This is a genomic window from Ruegeria sp. YTSA135 (genome assembly GCF_059610165.1).
The window spans coordinates 110,368-123,680 of record NZ_JBXWNC010000003.1 but is presented as its reverse complement, the minus strand read 5'-3'; the positions used below and the strand labels follow the sequence as shown (position 1 = coordinate 123,680).

14 protein-coding genes are annotated in these 13,313 nt (G+C 55.7%); 13 read left to right on the top strand and 1 reads right to left on the bottom strand.

The window, feature by feature from the left end; translation table 11 throughout:
• Nucleotides 1–5 precede the first annotated feature (5 nt).
• On the top strand, nucleotides 6–944 hold the full coding sequence (locus AC2FIT_RS05405) for a DMT family transporter (RefSeq protein ID WP_496827391.1): 939 nt from the start codon (nucleotides 6–8) through the stop codon (nucleotides 942–944).
• A 66-nt stretch (nucleotides 945–1,010) separates the two neighbouring features.
• Here AC2FIT_RS05405 and AC2FIT_RS05400 read toward each other — a convergent pair whose 3' ends face one another.
• Nucleotides 1,011–2,033 (bottom strand): permease, encoded by a 1,023-nt coding sequence (locus AC2FIT_RS05400; protein ID WP_496827389.1) that lies wholly within the window; start codon nucleotides 2,031–2,033, stop codon nucleotides 1,011–1,013.
• 85 nt (nucleotides 2,034–2,118) lie between these two features.
• Between AC2FIT_RS05400 and AC2FIT_RS05395 the strand changes: the two genes are divergently transcribed.
• From AC2FIT_RS05395 to AC2FIT_RS05340, 12 genes are all read left to right on the top strand, one after another.
• On the top strand, nucleotides 2,119–2,976 hold the full coding sequence (locus tag AC2FIT_RS05395) for a LysR family transcriptional regulator (RefSeq protein WP_496827387.1): 858 nt from the start codon (nucleotides 2,119–2,121) through the stop codon (nucleotides 2,974–2,976).
• A 418-nt stretch (nucleotides 2,977–3,394) separates the two neighbouring features.
• The gene (locus tag AC2FIT_RS05390) at nucleotides 3,395–4,288 is read left to right on the top strand and encodes a MotA/TolQ/ExbB proton channel family protein (RefSeq protein ID WP_496827385.1); all 894 of its coding nucleotides are present in this window, start codon (nucleotides 3,395–3,397) and stop codon (nucleotides 4,286–4,288) included.
• A gap of 3 nt (nucleotides 4,289–4,291) precedes the next feature.
• A complete protein-coding gene (locus tag AC2FIT_RS05385; RefSeq protein WP_496827383.1) occupies nucleotides 4,292–4,666 on the top strand; it encodes an ExbD/TolR family protein in 375 nt (124 codons plus the stop codon).
• A gap of 5 nt (nucleotides 4,667–4,671) precedes the next feature.
• Nucleotides 4,672–5,055, top strand: a complete 384-nt coding sequence (locus tag AC2FIT_RS05380; protein WP_496827381.1) for an ExbD/TolR family protein — start codon at nucleotides 4,672–4,674, stop codon at nucleotides 5,053–5,055.
• Entirely contained in the window at nucleotides 5,052–5,981 is a 930-nt protein-coding gene (locus AC2FIT_RS05375) for a TonB family protein (RefSeq protein WP_496827379.1), read from the top strand. Before AC2FIT_RS05380 ends, AC2FIT_RS05375 begins: the two co-directional genes overlap by 4 nt.
• A 303-nt stretch (nucleotides 5,982–6,284) precedes the next feature.
• Nucleotides 6,285–7,343: a LacI family DNA-binding transcriptional regulator gene (locus tag AC2FIT_RS05370; protein WP_496827377.1), complete on the top strand. Its 1,059-nt coding sequence runs from the start codon at nucleotides 6,285–6,287 to the stop codon at nucleotides 7,341–7,343.
• Nucleotides 7,344–7,433: 90 nt separating this feature from the next.
• Complete coding sequence (locus tag AC2FIT_RS05365) at nucleotides 7,434–8,414, top strand: TRAP transporter substrate-binding protein (protein ID WP_496827375.1); 981 nt, start codon at nucleotides 7,434–7,436, stop codon at nucleotides 8,412–8,414.
• A gap of 105 nt (nucleotides 8,415–8,519) precedes the next feature.
• Nucleotides 8,520–9,101, top strand: a complete 582-nt coding sequence (locus AC2FIT_RS05360; protein ID WP_496827373.1) for a TRAP transporter small permease — start codon at nucleotides 8,520–8,522, stop codon at nucleotides 9,099–9,101.
• Nucleotide 9,102: 1 nt separating this feature from the next.
• Nucleotides 9,103–10,419, top strand: coding sequence for a TRAP transporter large permease (locus AC2FIT_RS05355; RefSeq protein ID WP_496827371.1), 1,317 nt, complete (start codon nucleotides 9,103–9,105; stop codon nucleotides 10,417–10,419).
• Between the two features lie 5 nt (nucleotides 10,420–10,424).
• A complete protein-coding gene (locus tag AC2FIT_RS05350; protein WP_496827369.1) occupies nucleotides 10,425–11,339 on the top strand; it encodes a 2-hydroxyacid dehydrogenase in 915 nt (304 codons plus the stop codon).
• Nucleotides 11,336–12,274 carry a sugar kinase gene (locus AC2FIT_RS05345; RefSeq protein ID WP_496827367.1) on the top strand — a complete coding sequence of 313 codons (939 nt, stop codon included), beginning with the start codon at nucleotides 11,336–11,338 and terminating at the stop codon, nucleotides 12,272–12,274. The genes AC2FIT_RS05350 and AC2FIT_RS05345 overlap by 4 nt, the downstream gene beginning before the upstream one ends.
• Nucleotides 12,274–13,239, top strand: coding sequence for a Gfo/Idh/MocA family protein (locus tag AC2FIT_RS05340; RefSeq protein WP_496827365.1), 966 nt, complete (start codon nucleotides 12,274–12,276; stop codon nucleotides 13,237–13,239). The genes AC2FIT_RS05345 and AC2FIT_RS05340 overlap by 1 nt, the downstream gene beginning before the upstream one ends.
• The last annotated feature ends 74 nt before the right edge of the window (nucleotides 13,240–13,313 follow it).

Genomic DNA, 13,313 nt, shown 5'->3' with positions numbered 1-13,313 from the left:
GCTTGATGGTATCAGAACCTCAACCTTCTACAGGCTCTTCACTATCAGGGTCGTACGTCCGGGCAGCGATTTGGACACTGCTGGGTGCGCTGTTCTTTGCCTTGATGAATGCGGTAGCCAAGCATCTTGGCGTTTCAGGTCAGCAAACTGCATCAGAGGTCAAAGACACCGTCGAGTCGATACCCGTTTTCCAGATCACCTTTGCACGCTATGCCGTCGCGGCCTTGGCCATGCTACCGTTCATGTTTTTCCGGTCCAAGCGGTTCCGTATTGTGTCACCATCGCGGTACCTTGTCCGGACAATTGCGGGATTTGGGGGGATTGCACTCATGTTTGCAGCGATTCAAACAATCCCGCTCGCGTCTGCGACTGCGATTGGTTTTACCAGCCCGATCTTTGCGATGGTTTTTTCCGCCCTTTTCTTACAAGAACGTGTACCGAAACTCAGGTGGTCGGCAGCAGCCATCGGGCTTATTGGCGCATTGATCATCGCATCGCCGTCTTCCGGTATCGAAATCGGTGGTGCCTTCATCGCGCTTGCTGCGGCGGCATTCATGGGTGCCGAAATCGTCAGTGTGAAATGGTTGGCTCAAACGACGGACGGGCCGGTTACCATATTGTTTTTCAGCAATCTAACGGGCGCCTTCGTTTCGGCGGTGTTCATGCTTTCGGACTTTGTTTGGCCCGCGCTGCATCAAGTAATTGTTCTGGTGCTGCTTGGTTCAGTCGCGATCCTTGGCCAAGCCTGCTTTATCCGCGCGGCAAAGCTTGCGGACGCAAACTTCCTGGCCCCATTCTTCTACGTTTCCCTGTTCTACGCGGCAGTCATCGGATACGTCGGTTTCGGTGAAACACTGTCGTGGCCCGTTGTCAGCGGGTGTCTGATCATACTGTCAAGCGCCGCAGTGATGCTAATGGTCGGGAAGAAAACTCTCTCCAGATAAACAAGTTTGCTATCACCACCTCAAGCCTCTGAGATTTCATGGGCCTTTGCAGCATCCGTGCGAATTTCACATCACCCAGCCGAACACATATCCCGCCAGAAGTGATCCCAGAACCGCGAGCAGAAGGTAAAGCAAGAACGGTTTAGGCTTGAGAATGGGCGCAATCGCCAGTGCCCCCCAAATACTGACAACACCACCCGAGATCAGGAAGGCCATGGCGGCACCGGGTGACATTCCGTTGTCAAGCAATCCACGCGTCAACGGTAACGCCGCATACCCATCTACATAGGCCGGGGCACCGATGAAAACTGCAACCGGTATCGCCCACCACTGATCCTCGCCCACATAAACAGCAAGCGATCCCGGGGTGAGCGCCGCATTCAAGGCATACTCTGCCGCGAACGCGGGGATCAAACAGATCAGTATGAGCCGCGTCGTCGCCCGGATTTGAACAAAAAAGGACCGTTGGCGCGTCTCTGTTCGCCAAACCCACGGATCAAAAGGTTCTTCACCGCCACAGCGCGCAGCGCTGAGTTGTCGTGCCAATCCGTTGTCGCGCAGCGCGTTCAGCGCCCAAGGTGATCTGGCGAACAATCCTGTGATTGCGCCGCCGAACAAGCCCAACCCTACTGCTGCAAGGGATTTGCCAATTGCAAAGCTCAGACCAAGGGTCGCAGCCGTTGTTGCAAGCATTGCTGGGTCTGTAATCGGGGAGGACAGCCAAAACGCCATAATCGGGGCAAGCGGTACACCCGCCGCCAACAATCCTGCCATCAACGGCAAAACGGTCACACCGCAGACGGGTGTAATAGCGCCAATCAAGGATGCCGCCACTACGGTTCGAAACGTCTTTCCCTCAAACGCTTTGGATATGTGTGCATCGGCTCCGCTGGCGATGATCCATGCTGCAACAAGAATTCCCGGAATGACGATCGGGGCGACGACAACAAGGCTCCAGAAAACGAATCTTGCAACACTCCCGATGTGGTTCGGCCAGGTAAGGCCAAGCGCCGCTAAAAGTACAAATGACAGGCCCCAAAGGACATATTTCCTTGGCGATTTCTTGAAATCAGCGGTGATATCGGTCATTGGCTTCCCCTTCGGCATTGAAAAGTAGTAACGAGACTGACATTTGAGAAACGCATAATTCTAATTTCGGCTATCGAGAAAACGAATGGAACATCTGGACAGCGATTTATTGCGCACCTTCGTCGCCGTGGCGGAAGCCGGCAGCGTTACCGACGGTGCCAGCCGTATTTTCCGATCTCAATCCGCCACCAGCCTTCAGATAAAGCGTCTTGAGGCCATTCTCGGGCAACCGGTCTTTGAACGACACGGGCGTGGAGTTTCGCTGAGCGATACTGGCCGTCAATTGTTGCCGGTCGCGCGGGACGTGACAGAACGCCTTGACACGCTGCTGCAAGAAATCTCGCTCAATGCGGTAACCGGGAAACTGCGCCTTGGCATACCGGACGATCACGGCAAGGCGAAGCTGACCGAAATCATAGCCGCATTCACCCGGCAGCATCCGAAAGTGGAATTAGAGGTAACTTGCGCATCAAGCACGGGATTTCCGGACGCGCTGGCGAAAAGATCGCTGGACCTTGCAATTTATGAAGTGGAAAATCCGGCACAGAATGAAGAGGTTCTATTCGAAGACCCGACGTCCTGGGTATCATCTGTGCATAGGGACTTTACCACAGAGAGCGTCCTGCCGGTGGCCTTGTTCGACCACGCCTGCTGGTGGCGTGACGTGGCGGTTAAATCCTTGAATAAGAGGGAAAAACCCTATCGGGTGGTGTATTCAAGCCCAAGCGTCCATGGCGTCATGGCTGCAGTTGAAGCGGGGATTGCGGTCAGTCTGATGGGCCGATCCGCGCTTCATCCTGGTCTTTCCATTGTAAGCAATTCCCTGGGCTTCGGTCAGGTGCCGACATCGAAACTTGTCATGGCGGCAAGCAACTCGCAGGATACCGGGCCTCGGGACGCCATGAAAGCAGCTATTCGCAACACATTCATGGCTACCGCTTAAAAAGTAGTCGCGGCGAAGATTCCGGTATCACTTTGTTTGAAGCCCCACCGAGTGATCCAGTTGAAATGAATTTTGATAACCCGAACAAGGTCATGGGCCAGCCGACCCCGTCGCACGGCCTTTCATAACCTGCCGCAGGTCGTATTCTTTTGAACAAGGATGTCTCTTTACGTGTTCTTGGCGTCGATAATTCATCTTTGATTGGCTTTGCACCCATTGAATGCCGGGATACAGTAGACCTCAATTTCTTGACAATAATAGTCAAGTTGACTATCGCAACGCCTGCAAACAAAGCCAGTCCAGTATTTAGGCAAGCAGGACTTGCAGGGCCCACCGCACATTTGGCAACAACGGTGATGTGGTCGATGGCGCGAATACATTCAGCACATCTGAGGTGAAAAGAGGGGCACGGCAAGTTATGAAAGTCACAACATGGGCGCGCTTAATGGTTGCAATCGCGGTTCTGTGCGCGGGCGCTGCGCATGCCCAGGAAACTTCTGTCTTGCCCACGGAACCACAAGTACCACCAGAGGCGCCCCTGACAGAGCAGCCCAAAGCTGTAAATCCTGCGGAAATTTTGATTAATCTGGGTGAGGATGCGGCTGGGGAAACTCTGACACAAGACAATCAACAGCAAGTTCCGAGTGAACCTGTTTTCCAAGCTGAACAAGCCATAAAGCGGATGATGGACTTCCTTCGAAACGGTGGCCCGGCGATTTGGGCCATTTTCGCCCTTTCGGTTGTTACGCTTGCGCTTATCTTTTGGAAAACCTGGCGATTGGCGCTTGTCGGCGCATGGTCGCACGGCAAGGCGATCGACGCGGTCGAAGCCTTTGAGCGGGGGGACAAAGCACAAGCGCTTGGGTTTGTAGAAGGACGCCGCGGAATACGGTCGCGGGTTGTGGAAACGACACTCAAGAGTTTCGAAGGCCTGCCCGAAGACAGCGTAAGAGAAGAAACCGCACGTGTTGCCAAGCGAGAACTGGCATCGGCGAGGGTCGGCTTGGGTGCACTGGAACTGATTTCGACAATTGCACCGCTATTGGGCCTTCTGGGCACAGTGCTTGGCATGATTGCCGCGTTTCAGGCGCTGCAGGCAGCAGGGTCGCAAGCTGACCCGGCATTGCTGGCCGGTGGCATCTGGGAGGCGTTGCTGACCACCGCCGCTGGCATGGCTGTGGCGATACCTGCATCTGCGTCGCTGACATGGTTTGAGGCAGTCATCGAACGTATGCGAAGAGATGTGGAAGACAATGCAACGCGCATTTTTATTGCGGCTCGCCCAGACAAAATAAGTACAGCGGCAGCGTGAGTCATGAATCTTACCGAACCCGCTCGTCCCCGGCGCAAACCCAGCTTGACCCCCATGATCGATGTGGTCTTTTTGCTGTTGGTGTTTTTCATGTTGGCATCCCGTTTTGGCGTTGAAGCGATGTTGCCGCTGCCCTTGGCCTCGTCCGGAGGGGCAAGTTACAATGGTCCGCCCCGCCTTGTGGATATTTTGCCGGATGGTGTGATGTTGAATGGGCAGCCGGTTGCTAACCTGCCTGAGGCACTCAAGCCATTGATTATGCAGCCCACGGACTTGATCATCCTACGCGGAAAGGACGATGCGACCCTGCAGCGTGTGGTTACAGTCATCGAACAACTGCGTGCGGCGGGGTTCACATCGCTGGTATTGGTGGAATAACCGGGATGGATCTGAACGAACCACCAAAGAAGCGACGTGCCGAATCCATCGTGCCGATGATTAACGTGGTTTTTCTGCTGTTGATTTTCTTTTTGATGACATCACAGCTGTTGCGCCCCGAACCATTCGAAGTCACCCTGCCAGAGGCTGCCACCCAGGCCGAGGTGAAGGCCGAGCCGATTTTGTTTGTCACCTCTGAGGGGCGGCTGTCTTATGAAGGCGCCGAAGGCGAGGATGCAATTGCCGCCATCGCCGCGCAAAGCCATGCATCGGATGTCATCCGGATTCGCGCTGATGCAAATCTAAAAGCCGCTGTGCTTGCGCGAATTCTACAAAACCTTGCTGCTGTCGGGCTGTCCCGCGTTGAACTCGTGGTGTCAAAGAAATGAGCCGGTGGATCGAAATTGCCGTTTTTGTCGCCCTGGCGCTGTCCATCCACGTCATATTGTTCGGCTTGAGGCCCACAGGCGGAGTTGAGGCCGGTGGCGTCGACGGTGATGCCACTATCTCGATCGAAGGGGCTACACCCGCCATAACAGAGATGGTCGAACAGTGGGAACGCCCTGTTCCCCAAATTCCACAGCCGATCAATGCACCTTTTTTACCTGACCCTTTGGACTCCCTCCAGGCTCCCAATCTTGAACTTCCCGAGGCCCCGCGCGCTGATCTGAAAATTGCTGCTTTGCCTACGCTTGAGCCGGATGAGTTGAATCTGGATATTCCACAACCACCTCCACCGCCGACCGAACCCCAATTCGAAGTTGAAGAAGCCGCAACACAAGAGCCTGACCCACTTTCGCCCCCAACCGAGCGTGAACCATCGGAGCTTGCTCCTGACTCGTCTCCGAGGCCGTCGGAGCGGCCCGAACAGCGGGTAAAAAAGGAACCTGAACCGCAGCCTGAAGCAGCACAGAAAGCCAACCAAGCCAGCGCGGGGCGCGCAGCCCAAAAAGCCGCCGGGACAGGGGGTGGCGCCCAAGCCGGCAATTCCGGCTCGGCGCAGGCAACGACTGCATCAACAGGAAAGCAGGCAGAGCTTGAGGCAATCTGGGGGGCTAAAATTCGATTACGGATTGAGCAGGCCAAGCGCTTTCCACGCGGCGCGCGCGAGCCAGGCGAAGTCAGTTTGACAATATCCATAGGCAGCGATGGTCGTCTTTTGGCTGTTAACGTTGTCCGGTCGTCAGGAAACACAAAACTCGATCAAGCCGCCGTGGCCGCAGTTCAGCGCGCTGGCAGATTCCCAGCTGCACCAAGGGGGCTGGCGGGCGACTCGTTTACATTCAGTTTGAGTGTCATGCTCCAGAGGAATTAGGTCTGGCGAAAAGGCAACCCGACCGACCGAGTAATTTCCGACTCAACGATGGAAGGTGAACCGATAGCGGCCGAAGACTTTAGAAACCAAAGCATTCGTGAACCACCGTTCCGTGACAGTCTCACCATCGCAACCTGCTGATTTAAATATAATAACGTTACTGGGATTGCAGGGCCATTCCCCTCAGCTCACCATTGGTCACACTGTTTTCGGGCCTGTGATTGACAACATTAATCGTTTAAGTTAATTCACCAAAACTCACCCAACGTAGACCGCCTAGCATGAAGGCAAACAGTTTAACCGATGAAGTCCTCCTCCGATCCCGCCCGACGGATAAAGCTTGGCGACATCGCACAGCGCCTCGGTATATCGACTGCTGCGGTCTCGATGGCGTTACGTGGCGGCTCGGGCGTCTCTCAGGCGACGAAACAGCGGGTCGAAGCGGTAGCGCAGGAACTGGGCTATGTCTACGACAGGGGCGCAGCGCGTCTACGCACTGGTCAATCAAATACCGTTGGGGTCGTGATTGGGACGTTGTCCAATAGCTTCTTCGGTGAGCTCGTTTGTGGTGTCGACGAGATAATCGGCGAAGCGCGAAAAATCTCGTTTCTTCTGAACACCCGCGAAGACGCAGGGCGTCAAAAAGAATTACTTGTCAGGATGCGTGAGCAATCGGTTGATGGGCTGATCCTGTGTCCGGCCCCTGGAACACGCAGCGACCTTCTTGATACGATGCATGACTGGGGCATACCCGTCATTCAGATGCTGCGTTCTGTTTCTGACACTAAGGGTGACTTCGTCAGCGCGGACTACCAAACCGGCATCGAGACGCTGTGCGCTCACCTGATCCGACTTGGCCACAAGCGTATCGCATTTCTTGGCGGAAACCTTGATCACTCGGCCACGCGCCAGCGCATCAAAGGCTTCAAGGCCGCGCTCGACCGGGCTCAACTGCCTTCGGATTTGATCGTGAAAACGGCAAGCGACAGTAGCGGAGGGCGCGACGGCGCGGCCAAGTTGTTGAGTTCCAAGAACCCACCCACGGCCATCGCATGTTTCAACGACCGCGTCGCACTTGGCGCAATGGCAGCGGTACGTGCAGCGGGCCTTGTACCCGGGCGCGACATTGCAGTGACAGGCTTTGACAACATCAATGCCGGTGCCGAAGCATACCCCGCCCTCACGACTGTCGAAACACATGCGCGTGATATCGGGCGTGAGGCCGGGCGGCTTCTGTTGCGTCGTATTGAAGGCCCCACCATGTCGAATGAAAGGATCATCGTGCCCACACGGCTGATCATCCGAGAGTCCTGCGGCGCGACGCTTGCGTCCAGAGACATTGAGGGAACAGGCGAGACCTGATCCAGACCGACACACCGCACTTTCGCTTAGGCAATAACGCCAATCCACAAGTAGGGAGGACCCACTGTGAAATTATCCAAGAAACTCTCAATGCTCGTTGCGAGCGCGACGCTGGCCTTTGCCGCTGGCAGCGCAAGCGCAGCAGACCTGACGTTGCGATTTGGCCATCTTGGCGCCGAAGACACGGCTTACCAGGCGGGTGCGCTGGAGTTCAAACGGCTGGCCGAAGAGTATTCGGATGGTGCCATTGAGGTTCAGATCTTCCCAAACGGCGTTCTGGGTGGTGAAAGCCAGATGTTTGAACAACAAATGGCAGGCGCTCTTGATGTCTCGGTCATCAACCCAGGAAACATAACGGACTTCGCGCCGACCGCGAACATCTTTACGTTTCCTTTCCTTTACAAGGACGAAGCCCATTGGAAATCCGTTCTTTCGGGTGAAGTTGGCCGCGACATTGCCGACATTTTGAAAGAGGAAAGCAGCGTTCAGGTCATCGGGTATTTCGGTGGCGGTAAGCGGCAGGTCGTGTCCAACCGTCCGCTCGAGTCGCTTGAAGACCTGGCTGATATGAAACTGCGGACCAACCCGACCGACCCGCTGATTGCGTCCTGGAGTGCTTTGGGCACCCGTCCGACGAACTTTGCCTGGAAAGAAATCTACACAGGTCTTCAACTGGGCTCGATCGACGGGCTGTTGAACGAAGCCGAGTGGATTCACCGGATGCGGTTCCACGAAGTGGCACCGCATATCGGGTTGTCCGAACATGACATCACTGTGCGTCTGGTTACATTCTCGGGTGCGACCTGGGACCGTATGACCGACGAACAGCGCGACGTCGTCCTGCGTGCAGGTGCCGAAGCGTCTGCCCTCGCCCGCGAGGTTCAACTTCGCCAGGACGCAGAAGCCATGGAGCTTTTGAAAGCCGAAGGCGCAATCCTGTACAAAATGGATCGCGAAAAAATGCAGGAAATGGTTCGCCCCGCAGTGCTCGACGTTGCCGGACGCATGGGGCTGGCGGAACTTTATGATCGGATTCAGGCAAGCGCGGCTGACGACGCAAGCGGCAGCTAAGTCGTCCTGATCTTTCGGGCTAGCCCCAGATGCGGGTTGGCCCACTTTTCATAACAACGAAACTTCGCGGACGTCTGCACATGCAGATGACAAGGAGGGTGCGTCATGCTTCGTGGTCTCGACGCCTTTAACAAATGGCTGGAAAAAGTCTTGGAGTGGGTTCTGCTCGGCCTGCTGGGACTGTTTCTAAGCCTCATTCTCTATCAGGTCGTCAGTCGCAACCTGCCGGTCCTGCCTACGATCTATTGGACCGAAGAGTTTTCGCGCTTTTCCTTCCAATGGGCGATCATGTTGGGCACGGCGCTTGGTGTTTATCACTTCGACCACTTTGTGCTGGATGCTTTCCCAAAGAATTCGCGGATTGACCGGTTCACGCGGTATTCACGCGAAATCGTCCTTGTCATCATCGCGGTCTTTTTCATCTGGTGCGGCTGGGAATTCGCCGAGACCGGCTGGCGGCGTCGGTCTACTGCGGCACAGCTTCCGATGTTTTGGGTCTATGTCTGCTTTTTCGCATCCGGCGTTCTTATGGCTTTGTTCTCGCTTCAAAGACTGCTGACGCTTGTGACCAAAGGGTTGGACGCGATGGAGCATGAGCTGAACGCGTCACCACCAGAAGAAGTGGCGTTACAGGAAAGCGATGCAGTCCCCAGCATTGCCGTTGACACTAAATCAGAGGATCGCTGAGATGTTGGGTCCTGACTTCTACTTCATCTTTCCATGGCTGCTTTTTGGCCTGCTGTTTCTATACATCACGCTTGGTATTCCGATTGCCTTCAGCCTTGTGCTTGCGGCGATGTCCATGGTGTTCCTGGATGATCGCGTCACCGCCTGGGTCGTGTTTCAACGGATGTACAACGGTATGGACAGCTTTGTCCTTCTGGCCGTTCCAATTTTTCTTTTGGCCGGAAACCTGATCAATAAGGCCGAAGTTACCGACAAGCTCATCCGCTTTGCCTTGAACATTTTCGGCAGGTTCAAGGGTGCGCTTGCGAATGTGAATGTCGCTGTTTCGATCATGTTTGCGGGGGTCTCGGGCTCGTCCACCGCGGACAGTGCCGGGGTTGGCGCAATCCTTATTCCGTCGATGAAACGCGAAGGATACCCCACCGCATTTGCCGTTGCGGTAACGGCCGCTTCTTCGGTGATCGGAATTATCATACCGCCCTCAATTAACATGATCGTCTGGGGCGCGTTGACAAACACGTCGATCGGTGGGTTGTTTCTGGCGGGAATTGTGCCCGGTCTCTTGCTAGGGCTATCGCAATTTGCCGTGAATTACTGGTTTGTCGGCAAATACGACGTCCCGGTTCACGAACCAGCACCCATGCGCGAGGTTCTGTCGTCGGCGCGCGATGGTCTGCTTGCTGCAGCTATCCCGGTTATCATCATCGGAGGTATCCGGATCGGTATATTCACCCCGACCGAGGCTGCCGTCATCGCGGTTCTCTATGCGTTGTTCCTGGGCTTTGTCGTGTACCGCACCTTAAACGGGCGCAAGGTTTTGGAAGCATCCAGTGCAACGGTACGGCTGGCGTCGCTCTCGCTTTTCAGCTTGGTCGGAGCGTCGGTCTTCGGCTACCTGATTTCCTTCTATCAAATCCCCCCGATGCTGATGGGTGGCATTGAGATCGGCAACCCAACGGTTCTTTTGATCGTCATGGCGCTTGTCATGTTGCTGATTGGAACCTTCATGGACAGCTTACCTGCCATGGCTATCTTGGCACCGCTGTTTCTACCACTTGCCCTGTCTGCCGGGATCCATCCGGTTCATTTTGGCATCGTTGGCGTCATGGCTTTGGGCTTCGGGCTGATTACGCCGCCTTACGGGCTGTGCCTGATGATAGCGTCCAAGATCGGAGGTATCGCACTGCTCAAATCAATGGGGCCGACATTGGTGTACCTGACCGGCATGCTGATCGTTTTACTCGCGATCATCGTTTTCCCCGAGATCGCACTCGGCCTGCCCAGATGGATTGCACCTGAAATGATTGGACTGCGCTAATGTTAATGCTCCGCTCACCTTTGCAGCCGCCTCAGATCACGGATGAAATCCGCGCGCGCTTTGATACGCGTGACGAGGCCGAGGCCTTGGCAATGCCCGAAAGAATCACCGCAGTTGCAACCAAAGGTGACATCGGGCTGCCTGGCGAGGTTATGGCAAGACTCCCATCTTTGCGCATGATTGCGGTTTATGGCGTGGGTGTAGACAAGATCGACCTTGCCCAGGCACAGGATCGGGGTATCGCAATAACCACGACACCCGGTGTGCTGACAGACGCAGTGGCCGAGCAGGCAATTGCACTCATCCTCGCTGCGACCCGGCGCATCGCGGAAGGCGACCGCCACGTGCGGACAGGGGCGTGGACCCAGGGAAAACTGGGGCTTGGCCGCAGCATCCGCGGGCGCACCTTGGGCGTGTTGGGCTATGGCCGTATCGGTCGGCGCATCGCTGAACTGGCACGGTCCATGGGAATGGATATCTTGTACACCGATCTTCAGGCGGTTGCTGGGGAAGAGGATGCCTTTCGATCCAACCCCGCCGAACTAGCGCAGGATAGCGATGTCTTGGTGATTGCAGCAGCTGGCGGTTCCGGAACGGACGGGCTTGTCGACCAAGAGGTTCTGTCGGCATTGGGGCCAAATGGTCATCTCGTAAATGTCGCACGTGGCAGCGTGGTTAATGAAATCGACCTGATCGCCGCCCTGAACACCGGTGACATTGCTGGCGCTGCCCTTGATGTGTTCCAGAATGAACCAAACCCGCGCCACGACCTTTTGAAAATGTCAAATGTCGTTCTAACGCCGCATCTGGCGTCTGCGACTATTGACGCTCGGATCGCAATGGGACGACTTGTTATTGAAAATCTGGCGGCGTTTTTCGACGGTCAGCCGCTTGTTACGCCTCTTGAGGTGCTGTCATGAAGACAGTGATCGCCATTGGGGAACCCCTGATCGAATTCACCCAGTCTGACGCAGACGCAGATATTTATCGCCGAGGCTTGGGCGGCGATACTTTGAACACCGCCGTCTATCTCGCGCGGCTGATTGGGCCCGGTGCTATCTCGTACATGACGCGGCTTGGCAAAGACACGCAGTCCCGGTGGATTATTGAGACGCTGTCCCAAAATGGCGTCGGCTGCGGCTTGCTTCGTCAGTCAGAGACCGGTGCGCCAGGTATAAGCATGATAGAATGCGACGCGACCGGAGAGCGTTCGTTTACCTATTGGCGCAGCCAAAGCCCGGCCAGACAGATGTTCGCCCTTGATGATGGAGAGGACCTTGCACTGGACGAGGCGCAAGGGCTTTTTGTGTCTGCTGTGACGCTTGCCATAATCGAGCCGACAGGTCGCGAGCGGCTATATAATGCTCTGAAACGGGCCCGTGCACGCGGCGCGGACATTTGGTTGGATCTCAACTATAGACCGCAGCTTTGGGACTCCGCCACTGTCGCACGTGAGACTATTGCACGTTTCTTTACACTCGCCTCGACCGTTCTTCCGTCTTTCGACGATGTTGCAGCGCTTTGGGGTGCAGATAAACCCGAGGCGGGTTTGGAAGTGCTTTCGTCCCTCGGTGCAACAGAAATTCTTCTGAAAACTGGCGGTGGTCCTGTCTATCACCGTGACCCTCACGGCACCCTGAAAGTTCCAATGTTGCGCAATGAGAGACCCGTCGACACTACCGGCGCAGGTGACAGCTTTAACGCAGGCTATATCGCCGCAAGACTTTCCGGCAAATCCGTTTCCAAAGCGATAGAGTTGGGGCATGAGTTGGCTTCGGTCGTTATTTTGCACAAGGGTGCAATCATCCCGCTTGCCGCCATGCCCGCAATGTCAGAAGAAAGCGAGGCTGTGTGATGGATCGTGTCAGATGGGGCATCATTGGATGCGGTGACGTAACCGAGGTTAAAAGCGGACCCGGTTTTCAAAAGGCCTCAAATACGGCGCTCACGGTGGTTATGCGGCGCAATCGCGATCTTGCGGCGGACTACGCAAACCGTCACGGGGTTCCCGAGTGGACGGACGATGCCGAGAAGCTTGCATTCTCACCCAATGTGGATGCAATTTACATCGCAACTCCGCCAGACACGCACCTTGCGCTGACGGAACTTGCAGCACAGGCAGGTAAGCCGATCCTCGTTGAAAAGCCGCTTGCCAACCGCCTTGCCGATGCCGAGCGCATGGGAGAGTACTGCGCCGAACGCGGAGTACGCCTGTTTTGCGCATTCTACCGACGGGCGCTGCCAAGATTTCTGAAGATTAAGGACTTGCTTGATACAGGGGCCATAGGACAACCCAAGTCCTTCAAAATCATGCATGCAAAAGCCCCGCCGAGCGAAGAAGAAGCCGGGTGGCGTCATGCACCGGGCGCAGGTGACGGTGGAATATTCATGGACATGGGGAGCCATGCGATTGACCTTACCCAGTTTTTGCTGGGGCATTTTACCGAATGCAGAGGCACTGCTAGAAACATCTCGGGGCAGTTTGACGTACCCGACGAGGTGACAGCCTCATTTCAGACAGAAGCGGGTGTGGCAGGCACCGGCGAGTGGGTGTACCACAAACACACCCACGCTGACTGCATACACATAGAAGGCGAGGCCGGATCACTTGCGTTTTCGGTGTTCGACTCCGACCCGGTACTGTTGACCTCAGTGGATGGTACGCGCCGTATCGAGGCAGACCTGCCGCCGCATGTGCACCAACCGGTGATTCAAGCGGTCACCAACGCCATCGCAACTGGCGCTTCCAGTCCAAACGATTTCTCGGAATCTATACGCACATCGCGTTGTCTGGATACGATTCTCAACGGATACCGCTGATCCTGAAATCCAATCGGTAGGGCAAAGGAAATGACTGGATAGAGGTTCGGGCAAGACGACCCCGAACCCGGCTG

Bases quoted from the DNA above. Each gene is read 5' to 3' on its own strand.
- AC2FIT_RS05345 (WP_496827367.1), top strand. From the start codon at position 11,336: ATGAAGACAGTGATCGCCATTGGGGAACCCCTGATCGAATTCACCCAG.
- AC2FIT_RS05355 (WP_496827371.1), top strand. From the start codon at position 9,103: ATGTTGGGTCCTGACTTCTACTTCATCTTTCCATGGCTGCTTTTTGGC.
- AC2FIT_RS05375 (WP_496827379.1), top strand. From the start codon at position 5,052: ATGAGCCGGTGGATCGAAATTGCCGTTTTTGTCGCCCTGGCGCTGTCC.
- AC2FIT_RS05385 (WP_496827383.1), top strand. From the start codon at position 4,292: ATGAATCTTACCGAACCCGCTCGTCCCCGGCGCAAACCCAGCTTGACC.
- AC2FIT_RS05350 (WP_496827369.1), top strand. From the start codon at position 10,425: ATGCTCCGCTCACCTTTGCAGCCGCCTCAGATCACGGATGAAATCCGC.
- AC2FIT_RS05370 (WP_496827377.1), top strand. From the start codon at position 6,285: ATGAAGTCCTCCTCCGATCCCGCCCGACGGATAAAGCTTGGCGACATC.
- AC2FIT_RS05390 (WP_496827385.1), top strand. From the start codon at position 3,395: ATGAAAGTCACAACATGGGCGCGCTTAATGGTTGCAATCGCGGTTCTG.
- AC2FIT_RS05360 (WP_496827373.1), top strand. From the start codon at position 8,520: ATGCTTCGTGGTCTCGACGCCTTTAACAAATGGCTGGAAAAAGTCTTG.
- AC2FIT_RS05405 (WP_496827391.1), top strand. From the start codon at position 6: ATGGTATCAGAACCTCAACCTTCTACAGGCTCTTCACTATCAGGGTCG.
- AC2FIT_RS05400 (WP_496827389.1), bottom strand. From the start codon at position 2,033: ATGACCGATATCACCGCTGATTTCAAGAAATCGCCAAGGAAATATGTC.
- AC2FIT_RS05380 (WP_496827381.1), top strand. From the start codon at position 4,672: ATGGATCTGAACGAACCACCAAAGAAGCGACGTGCCGAATCCATCGTG.
- AC2FIT_RS05340 (WP_496827365.1), top strand. From the start codon at position 12,274: ATGGATCGTGTCAGATGGGGCATCATTGGATGCGGTGACGTAACCGAG.
- AC2FIT_RS05395 (WP_496827387.1), top strand. From the start codon at position 2,119: ATGGAACATCTGGACAGCGATTTATTGCGCACCTTCGTCGCCGTGGCG.
- AC2FIT_RS05365 (WP_496827375.1), top strand. From the start codon at position 7,434: ATGCTCGTTGCGAGCGCGACGCTGGCCTTTGCCGCTGGCAGCGCAAGC.